The organism is Pseudomonas sp. NMI760_13 (assembly GCF_021283245.1).
Taxonomy (GTDB): domain Bacteria; phylum Pseudomonadota; class Gammaproteobacteria; order Pseudomonadales; family Pseudomonadaceae; genus Aquipseudomonas; species Aquipseudomonas peradeniyensis.
Genome location: NZ_JAJSRC010000017.1, coordinates 111656 through 130279 on the forward strand (window position 1 = coordinate 111656; position 18624 = coordinate 130279).

An 18624-nucleotide genomic window follows, 5' to 3' on the forward strand; every position below is an offset into this window, starting at 1 on the left:
CTTGGTGGGGGAAGGTGCAGTCTACGGGCTTGGCGGGGAACGTGTGGCGGGAAAAGATTTCATCAGGTCATTCCCTGGATGCATGCTTAATGCGTGGGCGGGCTTTCGTAGGAGCGGGCTTGCCCCGCGATTGCAGGCTCGGCCCTATCGCGGGGCAAGCCCGCTCCCACGAACTCGCTTACTTCTTGTCCTTGGCGAACGCCGCCTCCAGTGCCTGGTTGATCGTGCGCAGCACCTTCACCCGCGCCCAGCGCTTGTCGTTGGCCTCCACCAGGGTCCACGGCGCGATCTCGGTGCTGGTGCGGTCGACCATGTCGCCCACCGCCTCGGAATAGACGTCCCACTTGTCGCGGTTGCGCCAGTCCTCCTCGGTGATCTTGTAGCGCTTGAACGGGATCTGCTCACGCTCCTCGAAGCGCTCCAGCTGGGTCTGCTGGTCGATGGCCAGCCAGAACTTGACCACCACCACCCCGGCGTTGCTCAACTGCTCCTCGAAGTCATTGATCTCGCCATAGGCGCGCATCCAGTCCGCCGGGCTGCAGAAGCCCTCGACCCGCTCCACCAGCACCCGGCCATACCAGGAGCGGTCGAAGATGGTGAACTTGCCCCGCGCCGGAATGTGTCGCCAGAACCGCCACAGGTATGGCTGGGCACGCTCTTCCTCGGTGGGCGCGGCGATTGGCACAATGCGGTACTGGCGCGGATCCAGCGCCGCCGCCACGCGGCGGATCGCCCCGCCCTTGCCGGCCGCGTCGTTGCCTTCGAACACCGCCACCAGGGCGTGGCGGCGCATGCGCTTGTCGCGCAGCAGACCGGCCAGGCGCGCCTGTTCGGTGACCAGCTGTTCCTGGTAGTCGTGCTTGTCCAGGCGCAGGGTCATGTCCAGGGCGCCGAGCAGGCTCTTCTGGTCGATGCTGCGCCCCAGCGGCGTGACGTTACCCTGATGCTTGCCCTTGGGGTTGTTGGCCAGGGCGGCCTGCAGGCCCTCCAGCAGGATGCGCCCGACTGCCAGGCTGCGGTAGTGCGGGTCGACGCCCTCGATCACATGCCAGGGCGCGTAGTCGCGGCTGGTGCGGCGCAGCACACGCTCGCCGAAACGCACGAAACGGTCGTAGGTTTCCGACTGCTGCCAGTCCAGCGGGCTGATGCGCCAGTTGTGCAGCGGATCTTCCTTGAGCGCCTTGAGTCGCGCCTTCATCTGCTTCTTGGACAGGTGGAACCAGAACTTGATGATCAGCGCGCCTTCGTCGCAGAGCATCTGCTCCAGGCGCTCGGCGCCGGCGATGGCCTGGTCGAGCACGGCATCCTTGAACTGGCCGTGCACGCGGCCTTCGAGCATCTGGCTGTACCAGTTGCCGAAAAACACGCCCATCCGCCCTTTCGGCGGCAACGCCCGCCAGTAGCGCCAGGCCGGTGGCCGGGCCAGTTCCTCGTCGGTCTGCTGGTCGAAGGTGCGCACTTCGATCAGTCGCGGGTCCATCCACTCGTTGAGCAGCTTGACCGTCTCGCCCTTGCCGGCGCCCTCGATGCCGTTGATCAGCACGATCACCGGGAAGCGCGCCTGCTGCTTGAGTTCGTACTGGGCTTCGAGCAGCGCCTCGCGCAGGGCGGGGACTTCTGCTTCGTAGGTGTCCTTGTCGATGCTGTGACCGATTTCGGCGGATTCGAACATGGAGGGCTCCTTCAATGGATAAGCAAGATTAGCGGATTTGCGCCATCCGTATCGATCCTGTCGCGCCTTGCGATAAGACCGGCACTCGCCGCTCGGATCGCTTAAAATCCGTCATCCGCTGCAACCGAGCCGACCATGTCCGACACCACCCTCCCCCTGCACGCCCAGATCGACTGGGACGACCAGGGCCGCCCCCACTCCCGGCAATACGACGATGTCTATTTCGCCGTCAACGAAGGCATCGACGAGACCCTGCACGTGTTCATCGAGCAGAACCACCTGCGCCAGCGCTTCGCCGAGCTGGCGCCGCGGGACTGCCTGGTGATCGGGGAAACGGGCTTTGGCACCGGCATGAATTTCTTCTGCGCCTGGCAGCTGTTCGCCGAGCTGGCCCACGCCGAGGCGCGCCTGCACTTCGTCAGCGTGGAAAAGTACCCCCTGAGCCGCGACGACCTGGAGCGCGCCATGCAACTGTGGCCGGCGCTGGCGGCCTTCACCCGGCCCCTGCTCGATCAGTACGTGGCGATCCATCCGGGTTTCCAGCAACTGAGCCTCGATGACGGCCGCGTCACCCTCACGCTGATGATCGGCGATGCGCTGGCGCAACTGCCGCAACTGGACGCGTGCATCGACGCCTGGTTTCTCGACGGCTTCGCCCCGGCGAAGAACCCCGACATGTGGACGCCGGAGCTGTTCGCCCAGTTGGCGCGGCTATCGCACCCCGGCACCACCCTCGGCACCTTCACCACCACCGGCTGGGTCCGCCGCTCGCTGATCGAGGCCGGCTTCACCATGAAGAAGGTGCCCGGTATCGGCAAGAAGTGGGAGGTGATGCATGGCGTCTACAGCGGCGCGCCAGCCGCCCCCGCGGCGCCCTGGTACGCACGCCCGGCGCCCTTGCCGGGGCCACGCGAGGCGCTGGTGATCGGTGCCGGCCTGGCGGGCAGCGCCACGGCGCGCAGCCTGGCGGCCCGGGGTTGGCAGGTCAGCGTGCTGGAGCGTCACGACGGGCCGGCCCAGGAGGCCTCGGGCAATCCCCAGGGCGTGCTGTATCTCAAACTGTCCGCCCATGGCACCGCCCTGTCGCAGATGATCCTTTCCGGCTTCGGTTACACCCGTCGCTGGCTCGAGCACCTGCAACGTGGCCAGGACTGGGATGCCTGCGGTGTGCTGCAACTGGCCTTCGACAACAAGGAAGGCGAACGCCAGGCCAAGCTGGCGACCGCCTTCGACAACAGCCTGCTGCGCCAGCTCGACCGCGAACAGGCCGAAGCCGTGGCAGGCGTGGCGCTGGCCAGCGGCGGCCTGTTCTACCCCGAGGGTGGCTGGGTGCACCCGCCGGCGCTGTGCCAGGCGCAGCTGGACCATCCGCGCATCCGCCTGCTCGGCCATGCCAACGTCATCGCGCTGCGCAAGGCCGACGGTCTGTGGCAGGCCTGGGACGGCGAGCGCCTGCTGGCCAGTGCGCCGCTGGTGGTGCTGGCCGGGGCTGCCGATGTCCGTGACTTCCCGGCTTGCGCCGGGTTGCCGCTCAAGCGCATTCGCGGGCAGATCACCCGCCTGCCGGCCACCGTGGCCAGCCAGGAACTACGCACGGTGGTCTGCGCCGACGGCTACGTCGCGCCACCTCGCGGCGATGAGCACACCCTGGGCGCCAGCTTCGACTTCCACAGCGAGGACCTGGCGCCGACCGTGGCCGAGCACCAGGGCAACCTGGCGCTACTGGATGATATTTCCGCAGACCTGGCCACCCGCCTGCGCACCGCCGAGCTGGATCCGGCGCAACTACAGGGTCGGGCAGCGTTCCGTTGCACCAGCCCGGACTACCTGCCCATCATCGGGCCGCTGGCCGATGTCGAGGCGTTCAACCAGGCCTACGCCATGTTGGCCAAGGATGCGCGACAGGTGCCCGATGTGGCCTGTCAGTGGCTGGAGGGGCTGTATGTGAACAGTGGGCATGGGTCGCGGGGATTGATTACTGCACCGCTGTCCGGGGAGCTGATTGCGGCGTGGGTCAGTGGTGAACCATTGCCGGTGCCCCGAGCCGTGGCCGAGGCCTGCCACCCGAACAGGTTCGCGTTGCGCCGGTTGATTCGCGGTAAATAGCCAGATCGCCGGGGGCGCTTTGCGCCCCTTTCCGGCCGGTCCGACGCCTCGGCAAGGCCGCTCCTACACAGGCGACCGCGATCTCCTGTAGGAGCGGCCTCGTGCCGCGAAAGGACCGCACAGCGGTCCCAGTCCCCGACAACCACATATAACAGATTGATCTAAAACTCTCACAAGCTACCCCGGTCCCTACCTAAGTGCCCACCTTCGCGGCACACCTCCCCAACGGCAAAACCGGTAAGGACTTATGTGCGGATTAGCAGGAGAGTTACGTTTCACCCCCATCGACCAAGCCCCACGCCCGGCGGACCTCGCCGCGGTGGAGCGCATCACCCACCACCTGGCGCCCCGCGGCCCCGACGCCTGGGGCTTCCATAGCCAGGGCGCGATTGCCCTCGGCCATCGGCGCCTGAAGATCATGGACCTGTCCGACGGCTCGGCCCAGCCCATGGTCGACAGCACCCTGGGCCTGGCCCTGGCCTTCAACGGCGCCATCTACAACTTCCCCGAACTGCGCGAGGAACTGCAGGCCCTGGGCTACAGCTTCTGGTCCGACGGCGACACCGAAGTGCTGCTCAAGGGCTACCACGCCTGGGGCGCGGCGCTGCTGCCCAAGCTCAACGGCATGTTCGCCCTGGCCATCTGGGAGCGCGACAACCAGCGCCTGTTCCTGGCCCGCGACCGTCTGGGCGTCAAGCCTCTGTACCTGTCGCGCAACGGCGAGCGCCTGCGCTTCGCCTCGACCCTGCCGGCACTGCTCAAGGGCGGCGATATCGACCCGGTGATCGACCCGGTGGCACTGAACCACTACCTGAACTTCCACGCCGTGGTACCGGCGCCACGCACCCTGCTGGCCAATGTGCAGAAGCTCGAGCCCGGCACCTGGATGCGCATCGACCGCCATGGCGAGGTCGAACGCCAGACCTGGTGGCAACTGCACTACGGCCCGAACCCGGACGAGCGCGAGCTCGACCTGGAGGGCTGGACCAGCCGCGTGCTCGACGCCACCCGCGACGCCGTGGCGATCCGCCAGCGCGCCGCGGTGGACGTCGGCGTGCTGCTCTCCGGCGGCGTCGACTCCAGCCTGCTGGTCGGCCTGCTGCGCGAGGCCGGGGTGGACGACCTGTCGACCTTCTCCATCGGTTTCGAGGACGCTGGCGGCGAGCGCGGCGACGAGTTCCAGTACTCCGACCTGATCGCCAGGCACTACCACACCCGCCACCACAAGCTGCGCATTGCCGAGCACGAGATCATCGAGCAGTTGCCGGCGGCCTTCCGTGCCATGAGCGAGCCGATGGTCAGCCACGACTGCATCGCCTTCTACCTGCTCTCGCGGGAAGTGGCCAAGCACTGCAAGGGCGTGCAGAGCGGCCAGGGCGCCGACGAGCTGTTCGCCGGCTACCACTGGTACCCGCAGGTGGACGGTGCCGAGGATGCCTTTGGCGCCTATCGCGAGGCGTTCTTCGACCGCAGCCACGCCGAATACCGCGCCACCGTGCAGGCGCCGTGGCGCCTGGACAACGACGCGGCCGGCGACTTCGTCCGCGAACACTTCGCCCGCCCCGGCGCGCCGGACGCGGTGGACAAGGCCCTGCGCCTGGACAGCACGGTGATGTTGGTGGACGACCCGGTCAAGCGGGTGGACAACATGACCATGGCCTGGGGCCTGGAGGCGCGCACGCCGTTCCTCGACTACCGCCTGGTGGAGCTGTCGGCGCGCATTCCGGCACGCTTCAAGCTGCCCGACGGCGGCAAGCAGGTGCTCAAGCAGGCGGCGCGCCGGGTCATCCCCCATGAGGTGATCGACCGCAAGAAGGGCTACTTCCCGGTTCCCGGCCTCAAGCACCTGCAAGGCGCCACCCTGGACTGGGTGCGCGAGCTGCTGACCGACCCCAGCCAGGATCGCGGGCTGTTCGACCCGGCCATGCTCGACCGCCTGCTGAGCAACCCCCACGGCCAGCTAACCCCGCTGCGCGGCTCCAAGCTGTGGCAGTTGGCGGCCCTGAACCTGTGGCTCAGCGAACAAGGAATCTGACCGATGAAAGCCCACGAGATCGCCTATGGCCAGCGCCTGCTGCGCGGCCAGGCGCCGTCCTACGAGCGCTTGCAGGCACGCCTGGCCGGCGACGGCAGCGACCCCCACGACCAGCCGCGAGCCGTGCATTGCGGCTGGGGGCGGCTGCTGATCGGGCATACCTACCCCGATCCGCTCAGCCTGGCCGAAGCGCTGCTGCAAGAGCAGGCCGGCGAGCGCGACATCGCCCTGTACGTCGCCGCCCCGCAGCAGGTACTGGCCCAGGCGCCGCAACAGCTGTTCCTTGACCCGTCGGATACCCTGCGCCTGTGGTTCACCGACTACCGGCCGGCGCGGCGCGTGTTTCGCGGCTTTCGCATTCGGCGGGCGCAAGGACCGGCGGACTGGCAGGCGATCAATGCGCTGTACCAGGCCCGCGGCATGCTGCCGGTCGACCCCGAACTGCTCACCCCACGCCACCTCGGCGGGCCGGTGTACTGGCTGGCCGAGGACGAAGACAGCCACGCGGTGATCGGCAGCGTCATGGGCCTGGACCACAGCAAGGCCTTCGACGACCCCGAGCACGGCTGTAGCCTTTGGTGCCTGGCGGTGGACCCGCACTGTACCCGCCCTGGCGTCGGCGAAGTGCTGGTGCGCCACCTGATCGAGCACTTCATGAGCCGCGGCCTGGCCTGCCTCGACCTGTCGGTGCTGCACGACAACCGCCAGGCCAAGCGGCTGTACAAGAAGCTTGGTTTGCGCACCCTGCCGACCTTCGCCATCAAGCGCAAGAACGGCATCAACCAGCCGCTGTTCCTCGGCCCCGGTCCCGAGGCCGGGCTCAACCCCTATGCACGGATCATTGTCGACGAGGCGCTGCGCCGGGGCATCGAGGTGCAGGTGGAGGACGCGGGTGTAGGGCTGTTCACCCTGACCCTGGGCGGACGGCGCATCCGCTGTCGGGAATCGTTGAGCGACCTGACCAGCGCCGTGACCATGACCCTCTGCCAGGACAAGCGTCTGACCCGCCAAGCCCTGTACAACGCGGGTCTGCAGGTACCGGCGCAGCAACTGGCGGGCAATGCCGATGACAACCAGGCATTCCTCGACGAGCACGACACGGTGGTGGTCAAGCCGGTGGATGGAGAGCAGGGCCAGGGGGTGGCGGTCAATATCACCACGCTTGAAGCGCTGAGCCATGCCGTGGAACAGGCCCGCGTCTTCGACAGCCGCGTGCTGCTGGAGAGTTTCCATGCAGGCGTCGACCTGCGCATCGTGGTGATCGGCTACGAGGTGGTGGCGGCTGCAATCCGCCATCCGGCCCAGGTGATCGGCGACGGCAAGCACAGCCTCCGTGCGCTGATCGAAGCCCAGAGCCGGCGCCGCCAGGTGGCCACCGGCGGCGAGAGCCGCATTCCACTGGACGAAGAGACCGAGCGCACGCTCAAGGACGCGGGGCTGGGCTACGACGACATCCTGCCCGCCGGGCAACGCCTGGCCGTGCGCCGCACCGCCAACCTGCACACCGGCGGCACCCTGGAGGATGTCACCGCGCGCCTGCACCCGGTACTGGCCGATGCCGCCGTGCGCGCCGCCCGCGCCCTGGAGATCCCGGTGGTGGGCCTGGATTTGATGGTCCGCGATGCCGAACATCCGGACTACGTGATCATCGAGGCCAACGAGCGTGCGGGATTGGCCAATCATGAACCGCAGCCTACGGCCGAGCGCTTTGTCGATTTGTTGTTCCCACATAGCCGACCTGTGGCCTGACAACCCCTCGTTATTTGTAGGAGCGGCCTTGTGCCGCGAAAGGGGTGCGAAGCGCCCCCAGGATTTCAGCTTCGCTGCATCTATCGCCGGGCCCGCTTTGCGGGCCTTTCGCGGCACAAGGCCGCTCCTACAAAGGCCTTGCCCGCAGTTTGGAAATTTCACCCCGACCGGAGACCTGGACATGTCCGAACGACTCCCCGAACCCGATCTCGACTACCTCAAACGTGTGCTGCTGGAGATGCTCGCCATCCCCAGCCCCACCGGCTTCACCGACACCATCGTGCGCTATGTCGCCGAGCGCCTGGACGAACTGGGCATCCCCTTCGAGCTGACCCGTCGCGGCACCATACGCGCCACGCTGAAGGGCCGCCAGAACTCGCCCGACCGCGCCGTCTCGGCGCACCTGGACACCATCGGCGCCAGCGTGCGCCAGTTGCAGGACAACGGTCGCCTGGCCCTGGCACCGGTGGGTTGCTGGTCGAGCCGCTTCGCCGAGGGCAGCCGGGTCAGTGTGTTCACCGATACCGGCGTGTACCGCGGCAGCGTGTTGCCACTGATGGCCAGCGGGCACGCCTTCAACACCGCCATCGACCAGATGCCGATCAGCTGGGAACACGTTGAAGTGCGCCTGGACGCCTACTGCGCCACCCGCGCCGATTGCGAGGCGCTGGGGATCGCCATCGGTGACTGCGTTGCCTTCGATCCGCTGCCGGAGTTCACCGAAAGCGGCCATATCAGCGCCCGCCACCTGGACGACAAGGCCGGCGTGGCGGCCTTGCTGGCGGCGCTCAAGGCCGTGGTGCAAAGCGGCCGTCAGCCACTGATCGACTGCCACCCCTTGTTTACCATCACCGAGGAGACCGGCTCGGGCGCCGCGGCCGCCCTGCCCTGGGACGTCAGCGAATTCGTCGGCATCGACATCGCCCCGGTGGCGCCGGGGCAGGCGTCCAGCGAGCACGCGGTGAGCGTGGCCATGCAGGATTCGTCCGGTCCCTACGACTATCACCTGTCGCGCCACTTGCTGAAGCTGGCCGGCGATGCTGATTTGCCGGTACGCCGCGACCTGTTCCGCTACTACTTCAGCGACGCCCACTCGGCGGTGACCGCCGGGCACGATATCCGCACCGCCCTGGTGGCCTTCGGCTGTGATGCCACCCATGGCTACGAGCGCACCCATATCGACAGCCTGGCGGCGCTCAGCCGGCTGCTCGGCGCCTACCTGCTCAGCCCGCCGGTGTTCGCCAGCGACTCGCAGCCGGCCAATGCCTCACTGGAGCGCTTCAGCCACCAGCTGGAACACGACGCGCAGATGGAAAGCGATACCCGGGTGCCGGCGGTGGACAGCCTGGTGGGCAACAAAGGCTAAGCTCAAACGCCTATCCCTGTAGGAGCGGCCTTGCGCCGCGAACGGGTCGCGTAGCGGCCCCTGGATCAAAGATCGCCGGGGCCGCTTTGCGGCCCGTTCGCGGCACAAGGCCGCTCCTACAAGGGAATTGCAAATTCACGTAGCATGCCCCCATTCCCACAACCACTGCCCAGACCATGCTGATCCCCTACGACCAACTCGAAGCCGAAACCCTGACCCGCCTGATCGAGGACTTCGTCACCCGCGACGGCACCGACAACGGCGACGACACCCCACTGGAAACCCGCGTGCTGCGGGTACGCCAGGCCCTGGCCAAGGGGCAGGCGTTCATCCTGTTCGACATGGACAGCCAGCAGTGCCAGTTGCTGGCCAAGCATGACGTGCCGCGGGAGCTCTTCGAGTAGCCGGCCTTCAGGCCTGCTGCTTCTCCAACTCCAGTGCCTTGATGCGTTTGTACACCTCGACCCGGTGCACCTCCACTTCGCGCGGCGCGCAAATGCCGAAACGGACCTGGCCGTTCTCCACGGACATCACCTGGATCCTGATGTTGTCGGAAATGACGATGACCTCGCCCACTTCTCGTCCGATTACCAGCATGCTCCGATCCTCCCGCTCAATGGAAAATCGGAGACTGCCCCGCCAGCTTTGGCCTACTCAATCCTTCTTCGGATAAATAGACATGCCCTACTGGCGAGGGTAAAAAAACCTACAGAAACTTCCCTCAATGTGCGGCTTTGCGTGCCTTCGCCCGCATTTTCACCGCCATGTCCGCCATTTCATCGTACAGCCGCTGGGGCGACTGGCATTTGAGCTGCCAGGCCTGACGCCCGGCTTCGTGGGGCAGGATCAGGAACTCGCCAGCCGCAACCCGCTGATGGATATACTCGGCGATATCGGCGGCATTGATCGGCGAGCCTTCCAGCAGTTTGCCCACCTGCGCCTTCATCGCCGGATCCGGCCCGCGGAACGAGTCGAGCAGGTTGGTCTGGAAGAACGACGGGCACACCACATGCACCGCCACCTCGACCTGGCGCAGCTCCACCAGCAGGCTCTCGGACAAGGCCAGCACCCCGGCCTTGGCCACGTTGTAGTTGCTCATGCCCGGCCCCTGCATCAGGGCAGCCATGGAGGCAATATTGATGATCCGCCCACGGCTGCGCTCGAGCAGCGGCAGGAACGCCTTGCAGCCCTTGACCACGCCCATCAGGTTGACCGCGATCTGCCAGTCCCAGTCCTCCAGGGACAAATCGGCGAAGAACCCGCCCGACGCCACCCCGGCATTGTTGACGATCACGTCGATGCCGCCGAGCTTCTCCTCGCAGGCCTGGGCCAGGGCGGTGAGCTGGCTGTAGTCGCGCACGTCGCAGCGCTGGATGAAGCCGTCACCACCGGCGCCACGCACCAGCTCCAAGGTCTCGCGCAGGCCCGCTTCATTGACATCGGCCAAGGCCAGGCGCCAGCCATCGCGGGCCCAGCGCAGGGCGATCTCGCGACCAAGGCCGGAGCCGGCGCCAGTGATCATCATTCGGTTGTGCATGGTCAGCTGCCTTGAACAGTGGGATTGGCCTGGAGTCTAGCCAGAACGCGGGCCACAGCGGTGCAGCATCAGAATGCTGAATGAGGATTCATCCACCCGGGGCCTGCACAACCGATGGAATCTTTGCCCACCGCCAACGGTCGGAACAGTAAGCGCCCAGCATTCCGAGGCCCTTGACCCTCAACCACGCAAGGACTCCATCATGACCACGATCCTCATCATCATCCTGATCCTGCTGCTGGTCGGTGGCTTACCGGTCTTCCCGCACTCGCGCAGTTGGGGCTACGGTCCTTCCGGCATCATCGGCGTGGTGCTGGTGGTGTTGTTGATCCTGTTGCTGCTCGGTCGGATCTGAGCCAGCCATTGCAGCTGGCTCCCTGTTGAACGAAAACGCCCCGGCAAGCCGGGGCGTTTTCGTTCAGGCAACAACCAGGATCAGTGGGAAACCGCCCCGCTGGCCCCAAGGCCGGTCTGCGAACGGACGAACTGCGGGAAGAACAGCGCGCGCTCGTTCTCGGCAGCCTTGGACTTGTCGGTGACCGAGAAGAACCAGATGCCGGCGAAGGCAATGATCATCGAGAACAAAGCCGGGTACTCGTACGGGTAGATGGCTTTCTCGTGACCGAGGATCTGCACCCAGATGGTCGGGCCCAGGACCATCAGGCCCACCGCGCTGACCAGGCCCATCCAGCCGCCGATCATGGCGCCGCGGGTGGTCAGTTTCTTCCAGTACATCGAGAGCAGCAGCACCGGGAAGTTGCAGCTGGCGGCGATGGAGAAGGCCAGGCCGACCATGAAGGCGATGTTCTGCTTCTCGAACAGGATACCCAGGCCGATCGCCAGCACGCCCAGGGCGATGGTGGTGATCTTCGACACGCGGATCTCGTCCTTGTCGTTGGCCTTGCCCTTGCGCCAGACGCTGGCATACAGGTCATGGGACACCGCCGAGGCACCGGCCAGGGTCAGGCCGGCGACCACCGCCAGGATGGTGGCGAAGGCCACCGCCGAGATGAAGCCGAGGAACACGCTGCCGCCCACGGCATCGGCCAGGTGCACCGCCGCCATGTTGTTGCCGCCGATCAGGGCGCCGGCGGCGTCCTTGAAGTCGGGGTTGGTGCTGACCAGCAGGATCGCGCCGAAGCCGATGATGAAGGTCAGGATGTAGAAGTAGCCGATGAAGCCGGTGGCGTACAGCACGCTCTTGCGCGCTTCCTTGGCGTCGCTGACGGTGAAGAAGCGCATCAGGATGTGCGGCAGACCGGCGGTGCCGAACATCAGCGCCAGGCCCAGCGAGAACGCCGAGATCGGGTCCTTGACCAGGCCGCCCGGGCTCATGATCGCCTCGCCCTTGGCATGCACCTTGATCGCCTCGGAGAACAGGGTGTTGAAGTCAAAGCCCACGTGCTTCATCACCATCAGCGCCATGAAGCTGGCACCGGACAGCAGCAGCACCGCCTTGATGATCTGCACCCAGGTGGTGGCGAGCATGCCGCCGAACAGCACGTACAGGCACATCAGGATGCCCACCAGGATCACCGCCACGTGGTAGTCCAGGCCGAACAGCAGCTCGATGAGCTTGCCGGCACCGACCATCTGCGCGATCAGGTAGAACGCCACCACCACCAGCGAACCGGAGGCCGACAGGGTGCGGATCTCCTTCTGCCCGAGGCGGTACGAGGCCACGTCGGCGAAGGTGTACTTGCCCAGGTTGCGCAGGCGCTCGGCGATCAGGAACAGGATGATCGGCCAGCCGACCAGGAAGCCGATGGAGTAGATCAGGCCGTCGTAGCCCGAGGTAAACACCAGCGCGGAAATACCCAGGAACGAGGCCGCCGACATGTAGTCACCGGCAATCGCCAGGCCGTTCTGGAAGCCGGTGATCTTACCGCCGGCGGCGTAGTAGTCGGCCGCCGACTTGTTGCGTTTGGAGGCCCAGTAGGTAATGCCCAGGGTGAAGGCGACGAAGGCCACGAACATGGCAATCGCCGAGACGTTCAGCGGCTGTTTCTGCACCTCGCCGGTCAGGGCATCGGCGGCCCACACGGCGGGTGCGAAAGCGCCGCAGGCCAGGACGGCCAGGGTTTTGGCGTGACGGATCATTGCTTGGCCTCCTCGAGAATGGCCTTGTTCAGTTCATCGAACTCGCCGTTGGCGCGACGCACGTAGAGCGCGGTGAGCACGAAGGCCGAGAGGATCAGGCCGACGCCCAGTGGAATGCCCCAGGTGATCGACGACTCGGGGCTGAGCTTGGCGCCCAGCACGTGCGGGCCATAGGCGATGAGGAGGATGAAGGCGCAGTAAAGGCCGAGCATGATCGCCGAGAGAATCCAGGCGAAGCGCTCGCGCTTGGTAACCAGTTCCTTGAAGCGCGGACTGTTCTGTATCGATTGGTAAATGCTGTCGTTCATTGTTTTTGTCCTAGCAGCACAGAGTAGGGATAACCCGACTCCAACTTTATGCTGCCGCTGGACGCCAACCAGACGACCTTAGTCTTAGATGCAACGGTGTTTTACAGATTTCGCAACAACCAAAACCCGAGTAGGGGCATTCGCGGGTAAACCCGCTCCCACAGGTAAGCCACAATGTTCAAGTTTGTGGTGATCCTGTGGGAGCGGGTTTACCCGCGAAATGGTCGCACTGGCCTCTACGGCGAGGTTACTTGCCGGTCCACTCCTTGACCCGCTCCGGATGCTTGGCCACCCAGTCCTTGGCAGCGGCCTCGGGCTTGGCGCCTTCCTGGATCGCCAGCATGACCTCGCCGATCTCATCCTTGGACTGCCACTGGAACTTCTTCAGGAACTCGGCCACTTCCGGCGCCTTGCTCGCCAGTTCCTTGCTGCCGATGCTGTTGACCGTTTCGGCGGCGCCGTACACGCCCTTGGGGTCCTCAAGGAACTTGAGTTTCCACTTGGCGAACATCCAGTGCGGTACCCAGCCGGTCACGGCGATGGACTCGTTCTTCTTGTAGGAGCGGCCCAGCTCGGCGGTCATCGCCGCGCCGGAGCTGGCCGTCAGTTTGTAGCCGGTCAGGTCGTAGTCCTTGATGGCCTGCTCGGTCTTGAGCATGACCCCGGAGCCGGCATCGATGCCGACGATCTTGTTCTTGAAGCTGGTATCAGTCTTGAGGTCGGTGATGCTGTTGGCCTTGACGTACTCGGGAACGATCAGGCCGATCTTGGCGTCCTTGAAGTTCGGCCCGTAGTCGACGACGTTGTCCTTGTTCTTGGCCCAGTACTCGCCATGGGTCACCGGCAGCCAGGCCGAGAGCATGGCGTCGAGCTTGCCGGTGGCCACGCCCTGCCACATGATCCCGGTGGCCACGGCCTGCAGCTTCACGTCATAGCCGAGTTTCTGCCTGATCACCTCGGCGGCCACGTTGGTGGTGGCCACGCTGTCCGACCAGCCGTCCACGTAACCGATGCTCACTTCCTTGGCCATGGCCTGCGCAGTGCTCATGGTCAATACCAGGGCGGCGCCCACACTCAGGAAACGTCGTACTCTTGTAAAAGTCGCCATCAAAGCATCCCCTCGTCAGGTCTTGGAGAGAGCATCATCGACCTGCCCCCGCGCACGACCTGCTCTGTCAGCGACCTCCAGCGAACGATCAGCGACAGCACTGTGCCATTAACGCCATGCCAGCCGAGCGGCCTGCGCGATCCTTGCATGCCAAAGGCTTGGCGCCGGTCATTTGCGGCTATCATCTAGCCCTTTGTGCTTGCCGACGGACCGCCCGATGCCCAGTAACACCCGACTGCTCCTGCCTGCTTACCTGCTCGCCTGCCTGCTCGCCCTCATCGGGCTGTGGGCGCTCTGGTACGGCCTCGGCAAGCCGGTGCACCTGCCCGATGCGGCGAGCCCGACGCACAAATTGCAGTGCGCGTCCTACACCCCGTTCGACAAGGACCAGTCGCCGTTCGACCAGCCGTTTCGCCTGCGCCCGGCGCGCATGGACGCCGACCTGGCGTTGCTGAGCGAGCGATTCCAGTGCATCCGCACCTATTCGATGACCGGCCTGGAGGCGATCCCGGCGCTGGCCCGCAAGCATGGCCTGAAGGTGATGCTCGGTGCCTGGGTCAACTCAAGCCCCGTGGACACCGACAAGGAAATCGAATTGCTGATCGCCGCGGCCAACGCCAACCCCGACGTGGTCAGCGCGGTGATCGTCGGCAACGAGGCGCTGCTGCGCAAGGAAGTTACCGGCGAGCGCCTGGCCGGGCTGATCGAGAAAGTGAAAAGCCAGGTGAAGGTGCCGGTGACCTACGCCGACGTCTGGGAGTTCTGGCTGCAACACCCGCAGATCGCACCGGCGGTGGACTTCCTCACCATCCACCTGTTGCCGTACTGGGAAGACGACCCGCGTGGCATCGATGCGGCACTGACCCATGTGGCCGAGGTGCGCCAGGTGTTCGGCAACCGCTTCGCGCCCAAGGACATCCTGATCGGCGAAACCGGCTGGCCCAGTGAAGGACGCCAGCGCGAGACCGCAGAGCCGAGCCGGGTCAACGAGGCGCGTTTCATCCGCGGCTTCATCGCCCTGGCCGAGGCCAACGGCTGGCGCTACAACCTGATCGAGGCGTTCGACCAGCCCTGGAAGCGTGCCAGCGAAGGCGCCGTGGGCGGCTACTGGGGGCTGTACGATGCCGACCGCCAGGACAAGGGCGTGCTTGAAGGGCCGGTGAGCAACCTGGCGCTGTGGCCGCAGTGGTTGCTGGCCAGTGTGTTGCTGATGCTGGCGACCCTGGCTCTGGCCGGGCGCCCGGCAAGCCGCCGCGCCGCCCTGCTGCTGCCGTTGCTGGCGGCCCTGGGTGCCGGCAGCCTGGGGCTGTGGGGGGAGCTGATGCGCACCAATGCCCGCTTTGCCGGGGAATGGTTGTGGGCGGTGGCCCTGGCCGGTTTGAACCTGCTGGTGCTGGCCCATGGCGCGCTGGCCCTGGCTCGCAGAGACGGCTGGCGCCAGCGGTTGTTCGCCTGGCTGGAAAAGCATGCCGGCACATGGCTGCTGGCAGCCGGATTCGCCGCGGCGGTGAGCATGCTGGCGATGGTGTTCGACCCGCGCTATCGCAGCTTCCCCAGCGCGGCGTTGTTGCTGCCGGCAGTGGTCTACCTGTTGCGGCCGGTGTCGGCGCGGCGGGCGGAGGTGGCGTTGCTGGCCTTTATCGTGGGCGCTGGAGTGGCGCCGCAGTTGTTCCAGGAAGGGTTGGCGAATCGACAGGCCTGGGGTTGGGCGGTGGTCAGCGTGTTGATGGTTGGCGCGTTGTGGCGCAGCTTGCGCAAAGCCTGATGGCCCATCGCGGGGCAAGCCCGCTCCCACGTTGAGGTCAACGCCTTGTTTGAGCGTGGGAGCGGGCTTGCCCCGCGATACGACCTCAAGCCGTGCGCCGTACCAGCCGCAACCCCGCCAGCACCACGGCAAACACCGCGATGCTCGCGGTATACAGCACCAGCGCCGGAATCCCGAACAGCAGCGCCAGCGCCGCCAGCCACCATCCGCCTCGGCCAGGCACCAGTTGGCAGAGCAACGCCAACCCCAATGCCCCCCAGGCAATTATCTGGAAATGTATCCCCAGCCCCAGCAGCGAACGCACCTGGCATTGCCAGACCTCTCCCGGCACGCTGCACAGCCCGACCCACCGAGCATCCTCCATCAGCCCATAGCGCACGCCATAACTGGCCGCGAGCCACAGCGGCAGGAACAGCAACAGGGCAACGACCGGCCTCCAACGCGCCATGCGGATCTCCAATAGCGGTAATCGAAACGTTGCATGATCGCCCAGGGGCCGCGACAAGGCAAAATCATGGCCCGGCAGCTATGTTGCACAAGACAAACGTTGTCCGGCGCGGCAACATCTTGTGCGACGAACGACAGGGCAACGGGCAACTTTGTCCGACATGCCGTGGTCCTAGCCTGCGTACTGCACGACCTTGCGTTTTCCCTGGGGGACATAAATGCTTCGATCTTTGCGCCTCGCCGCCCTGCTGGGTGGCCTGCTCATGGCTGCGGCCACTTCGGCGCGGGATATCGACGCGGCGAGCTACGGCTATCCGTTGACCAACCCGTTCGAGGCGACCATCGCCACCACGCCGCCGGAACAGCGCCCGACGCTGCCCAGCGACGACGACATCGACCAGGCCGACTACAGCCTCACCCTGCGCCCGGAGCGCGAGTTCACCCTGCCCGATAACTTCTGGTCGGTGAAAAAACTGCGCTATCGCCTGGCCAGGCAGGACCACGAAGCGCCATTGATCTTCCTGATCGCCGGTACCGGCGCGCCCTATTCCAGCAGCATCAACGAGTACCTGAAGAAGCTGTTCTACCAGGCCGGCTACCACGTGGTGCAACTGTCCTCGCCGACCAGCTGGGACTTCATGAGCGCCGCCTCGCGCTTCGCTACCCCCGGGGTGACCAGCGAGGATGCCAAGGACCTGTACCGGGTCATGCAGGCGGTGCGCGCCCAGCAGGCACACCTGCCGGTCAGCGAGTACTACCTCACCGGCTACAGCCTCGGGGCGCTGGACGCGGCGTTCGTCAGCAAGCTCGACGAGACCCGCCAGAGCTTCAACTTCAAGCGCGTACTGCTGCTCAACCCACCGGTCAACCTGTACACCTCGATCAGCAACCTGGACAAGCTGGTGCAGACCCGGGTCAAGGGCATCGATCGCAGCACCACGTTCTACGAGTTGATGCTGGAGAAACTCACCCGATATTTCCAGGACAAGGGCTACATCGACCTCAACGAAGCGCTGCTGTACGACTTCCAGAAGTCGCGCCAGCACCTGTCCAATGAACAGATGGCCATGCTCATCGGCACCTCGTTCCGCTTCTCGGCCGCCGACATCGCCTTCACCTCCGACCTGATCAACCGCCGCGGCCTGATCATCCCGCCGAAATTCCCGATCACCGAGGGCAGCAGCCTGGAGCCGTTCTTCAAACGGGCCCTGCAATGCGACTTCGACTGCTACCTGACCGAGCAGGTAATCCCCATGTGGCGAGCGCGCACCGACGGCAACAGCCTGCTGCAACTGGTCGACCAGGTGAGCCTGTACGCACTGGAGGACTACCTGCGCGCCAGCCCCAAGATCGCCGTGATGCACAATGCCGACGATGTGATCCTCGGCCCCGGCGACATCGGTTTCCTGCGCCGGGTGTTCGGCGAACGCCTTACGCTCTACCCCCATGGCGGCCATTGCGGCAACCTCAACTACCGCGTCAACAGCGACGCCATGCTGGAGTTCTTCCGTGGTTAACAGACTGCTGCTCGTCACCGCCCTGCTCGCCAGCGGCTGCGCCCTGGCCGAGGAAGTCGCGCCGCGTGCCAGCGTGGTCGAGGCCGACAAGACCGAAACCCTCACCGTGGAGGCCGACGGTTTCGTCGATCCGCTGCGCGAGCTCAAGTTCAACCCCGGCCTGGACCAGCGCGAGTTCGAACGCTCGACCCTCGCCGCGCTGAACATCTACGACCCGCTGGAATCGCTGAACCGGCGCATCTACCACTTCAACTACCGCTTCGACCAGTGGGTGTTCCTGCCGGTGGTCGATGGCTACCGCTATGTCACCCCAGGCTTCGTGCGCACCGGGGTGAGCAACTTCTTCAACAACCTGGGTGATGTGCCCAACCTGTTCAACAGCGTGCTGCAGCTCAAGCCCAAGCGCTCGGCGGAAATTACCGCGCGGCTGATGTTCAACACCATCATCGGTGTTGGCGGCCTGTGGGACCCGGCGACCAAGATGGGCCTGCCCCGCCAGAGCGAGGACTTCGGCCAGACCCTGGGCTTCTATGGGGTGCCGGACGGGCCGTACCTGATGCTGCCGATCCTCGGGCCATCCAACCTGCGCGACACCACCGGGCTGGTGGTCGACTATGTGGGAGAGAAGGAGATCAACTACCTGAACGTGCCCGACACCGCCAGCGACCACCCGGAACTCACCGTGCTGCGGGCGGTGGACAAGCGCTACACCACCAACTTCCGCTATGGGCAGACCAACTCGCCGTTCGAGTATGAGAAGCTGCGGTACGTGTATACCCAGGCGCGCAAGTTGCAGATCGCTGAATAACGGCAACCCCGATCCCCTGTAGGAGCGGCCTTGAACTGGTCAAGTAATTTTGGACACCGGTTAAGGTTTATGCCGCTGCCTTGAGCTTTTCCTCCATGGCTACTGG

Annotated in this window: 16 protein-coding genes; 9 read left to right on the top strand and 7 right to left on the bottom strand. The window is 65.5% G+C overall.

The features are described from left to right. Positions 1-178: 178 nt before the first annotated feature. Positions 179-1672, bottom strand: coding sequence for a polyphosphate:AMP phosphotransferase (gene pap / locus LU671_RS18150; protein ID WP_232856441.1), 1494 nt, complete (start codon positions 1670-1672; stop codon positions 179-181). A gap of 135 nt (positions 1673-1807) precedes the next feature. Here pap and mnmC point away from each other — a divergent pair, with 135 nt between their 5' ends. The 5 genes from mnmC (at position 1808) to LU671_RS18175 (ending at position 9332) form a co-directional block, all read left to right on the top strand. Continuing rightward, a complete protein-coding gene (gene mnmC / locus LU671_RS18155) occupies positions 1808-3778 on the top strand; it encodes a bifunctional tRNA (5-methylaminomethyl-2-thiouridine)(34)-methyltransferase MnmD/FAD-dependent 5-carboxymethylaminomethyl-2-thiouridine(34) oxidoreductase MnmC (RefSeq protein WP_232856442.1) in 1971 nt (656 codons plus the stop codon). A 247-nt stretch (positions 3779-4025) separates the two neighbouring features. Then, positions 4026-5813, top strand: a complete 1788-nt coding sequence (locus LU671_RS18160; RefSeq protein WP_203647642.1) for an N-acetylglutaminylglutamine amidotransferase — start codon at positions 4026-4028, stop codon at positions 5811-5813. Positions 5814-5816: 3 nt separating this feature from the next. Beyond that, entirely contained in the window at positions 5817-7562 is a 1746-nt protein-coding gene (ngg, locus tag LU671_RS18165; RefSeq protein ID WP_203647643.1) for an N-acetylglutaminylglutamine synthetase, read from the top strand. Positions 7563-7743: 181 nt separating this feature from the next. Continuing rightward, positions 7744-8928: an osmoprotectant NAGGN system M42 family peptidase gene (locus tag LU671_RS18170; protein WP_203647644.1), complete on the top strand. Its 1185-nt coding sequence runs from the start codon at positions 7744-7746 to the stop codon at positions 8926-8928. A 176-nt stretch (positions 8929-9104) separates the two neighbouring features. Beyond that, the gene (locus tag LU671_RS18175; RefSeq protein ID WP_203647645.1) at positions 9105-9332 is read left to right on the top strand and encodes a YheU family protein; all 228 of its coding nucleotides are present in this window, start codon (positions 9105-9107) and stop codon (positions 9330-9332) included. Positions 9333-9339: 7 nt separating this feature from the next. Here the strand turns inward: LU671_RS18175 and csrA are convergent, their stop codons facing one another. Beyond that, the gene (gene csrA / locus LU671_RS18180) at positions 9340-9525 is read right to left on the bottom strand and encodes a carbon storage regulator CsrA (RefSeq protein WP_203647646.1); all 186 of its coding nucleotides are present in this window, start codon (positions 9523-9525) and stop codon (positions 9340-9342) included. Positions 9526-9649: 124 nt separating this feature from the next. Further along, a complete protein-coding gene (locus tag LU671_RS18185; RefSeq protein WP_203647647.1) occupies positions 9650-10465 on the bottom strand; it encodes an SDR family oxidoreductase in 816 nt (271 codons plus the stop codon). 202 nt (positions 10466-10667) lie between these two features. Here LU671_RS18185 and LU671_RS18190 point away from each other — a divergent pair, with 202 nt between their 5' ends. Further along, positions 10668-10820, top strand: a complete 153-nt coding sequence (locus LU671_RS18190; RefSeq protein WP_082337667.1) for a DUF3309 family protein — start codon at positions 10668-10670, stop codon at positions 10818-10820. A gap of 80 nt (positions 10821-10900) precedes the next feature. On the opposite strand, the gene LU671_RS18195 is transcribed toward LU671_RS18190, so the two are convergent. The 3 genes from LU671_RS18195 to LU671_RS18205 form a co-directional block, all read right to left on the bottom strand. Then, entirely contained in the window at positions 10901-12565 is a 1665-nt protein-coding gene (locus tag LU671_RS18195; RefSeq protein ID WP_232856443.1) for a cation acetate symporter, read from the bottom strand. After that, on the bottom strand, positions 12562-12873 hold the full coding sequence (locus LU671_RS18200) for a DUF485 domain-containing protein (protein ID WP_110736475.1): 312 nt from the start codon (positions 12871-12873) through the stop codon (positions 12562-12564). Before LU671_RS18200 ends, LU671_RS18195 begins: the two co-directional genes overlap by 4 nt. 247 nt (positions 12874-13120) lie before the next feature. Next, a complete protein-coding gene (locus LU671_RS18205; RefSeq protein WP_232856444.1) occupies positions 13121-13981 on the bottom strand; it encodes a glycine betaine ABC transporter substrate-binding protein in 861 nt (286 codons plus the stop codon). Positions 13982-14198: 217 nt separating this feature from the next. On the opposite strand from LU671_RS18205, the gene LU671_RS18210 reads away from it, so the two are divergent. Beyond that, positions 14199-15746, top strand: coding sequence for a glycoside hydrolase family 17 protein (locus LU671_RS18210; RefSeq protein ID WP_232856445.1), 1548 nt, complete (start codon positions 14199-14201; stop codon positions 15744-15746). An 85-nt stretch (positions 15747-15831) separates the two neighbouring features. On the opposite strand, the gene LU671_RS18215 is transcribed toward LU671_RS18210, so the two are convergent. Then, on the bottom strand, positions 15832-16194 hold the full coding sequence (locus LU671_RS18215; RefSeq protein ID WP_232856446.1) for a hypothetical protein: 363 nt from the start codon (positions 16192-16194) through the stop codon (positions 15832-15834). Positions 16195-16411: 217 nt separating this feature from the next. Between LU671_RS18215 and LU671_RS18220 the strand changes: the two genes are divergently transcribed. Together LU671_RS18220 and LU671_RS18225 are read left to right on the top strand one after the other, a co-directional pair. Continuing rightward, positions 16412-17710, top strand: coding sequence for a serine/threonine protein kinase (locus LU671_RS18220; RefSeq protein ID WP_232856447.1), 1299 nt, complete (start codon positions 16412-16414; stop codon positions 17708-17710). Further along, entirely contained in the window at positions 17703-18518 is an 816-nt protein-coding gene (locus LU671_RS18225) for an MlaA family lipoprotein (RefSeq protein ID WP_050704582.1), read from the top strand. Before LU671_RS18220 ends, LU671_RS18225 begins: the two co-directional genes overlap by 8 nt. Positions 18519-18624: the final 106 nt, after the last annotated feature.

What these genes read in the sequence shown, in the direction of transcription:
- LU671_RS18220 (WP_232856447.1), top strand. Translation starts at nt 16,412, where the DNA reads ATGCTTCGATCTTTGCGCCTCGCCGCCCTGCTGGGTGGCCTGCTCATG.
- LU671_RS18215 (WP_232856446.1), bottom strand. Translation starts at nt 16,194, where the DNA reads ATGGCGCGTTGGAGGCCGGTCGTTGCCCTGTTGCTGTTCCTGCCGCTG.
- LU671_RS18200 (WP_110736475.1), bottom strand. Translation starts at nt 12,873, where the DNA reads ATGAACGACAGCATTTACCAATCGATACAGAACAGTCCGCGCTTCAAG.
- LU671_RS18210 (WP_232856445.1), top strand. Translation starts at nt 14,199, where the DNA reads ATGCCCAGTAACACCCGACTGCTCCTGCCTGCTTACCTGCTCGCCTGC.
- ngg (WP_203647643.1), top strand. Translation starts at nt 5,817, where the DNA reads ATGAAAGCCCACGAGATCGCCTATGGCCAGCGCCTGCTGCGCGGCCAG.
- LU671_RS18205 (WP_232856444.1), bottom strand. Translation starts at nt 13,981, where the DNA reads ATGGCGACTTTTACAAGAGTACGACGTTTCCTGAGTGTGGGCGCCGCC.
- LU671_RS18185 (WP_203647647.1), bottom strand. Translation starts at nt 10,465, where the DNA reads ATGCACAACCGAATGATGATCACTGGCGCCGGCTCCGGCCTTGGTCGC.
- LU671_RS18170 (WP_203647644.1), top strand. Translation starts at nt 7,744, where the DNA reads ATGTCCGAACGACTCCCCGAACCCGATCTCGACTACCTCAAACGTGTG.
- mnmC (WP_232856442.1), top strand. Translation starts at nt 1,808, where the DNA reads ATGTCCGACACCACCCTCCCCCTGCACGCCCAGATCGACTGGGACGAC.
- csrA (WP_203647646.1), bottom strand. Translation starts at nt 9,525, where the DNA reads ATGCTGGTAATCGGACGAGAAGTGGGCGAGGTCATCGTCATTTCCGAC.
- LU671_RS18175 (WP_203647645.1), top strand. Translation starts at nt 9,105, where the DNA reads ATGCTGATCCCCTACGACCAACTCGAAGCCGAAACCCTGACCCGCCTG.
- pap (WP_232856441.1), bottom strand. Translation starts at nt 1,672, where the DNA reads ATGTTCGAATCCGCCGAAATCGGTCACAGCATCGACAAGGACACCTAC.
- LU671_RS18190 (WP_082337667.1), top strand. Translation starts at nt 10,668, where the DNA reads ATGACCACGATCCTCATCATCATCCTGATCCTGCTGCTGGTCGGTGGC.
- LU671_RS18160 (WP_203647642.1), top strand. Translation starts at nt 4,026, where the DNA reads ATGTGCGGATTAGCAGGAGAGTTACGTTTCACCCCCATCGACCAAGCC.
- LU671_RS18195 (WP_232856443.1), bottom strand. Translation starts at nt 12,565, where the DNA reads ATGATCCGTCACGCCAAAACCCTGGCCGTCCTGGCCTGCGGCGCTTTC.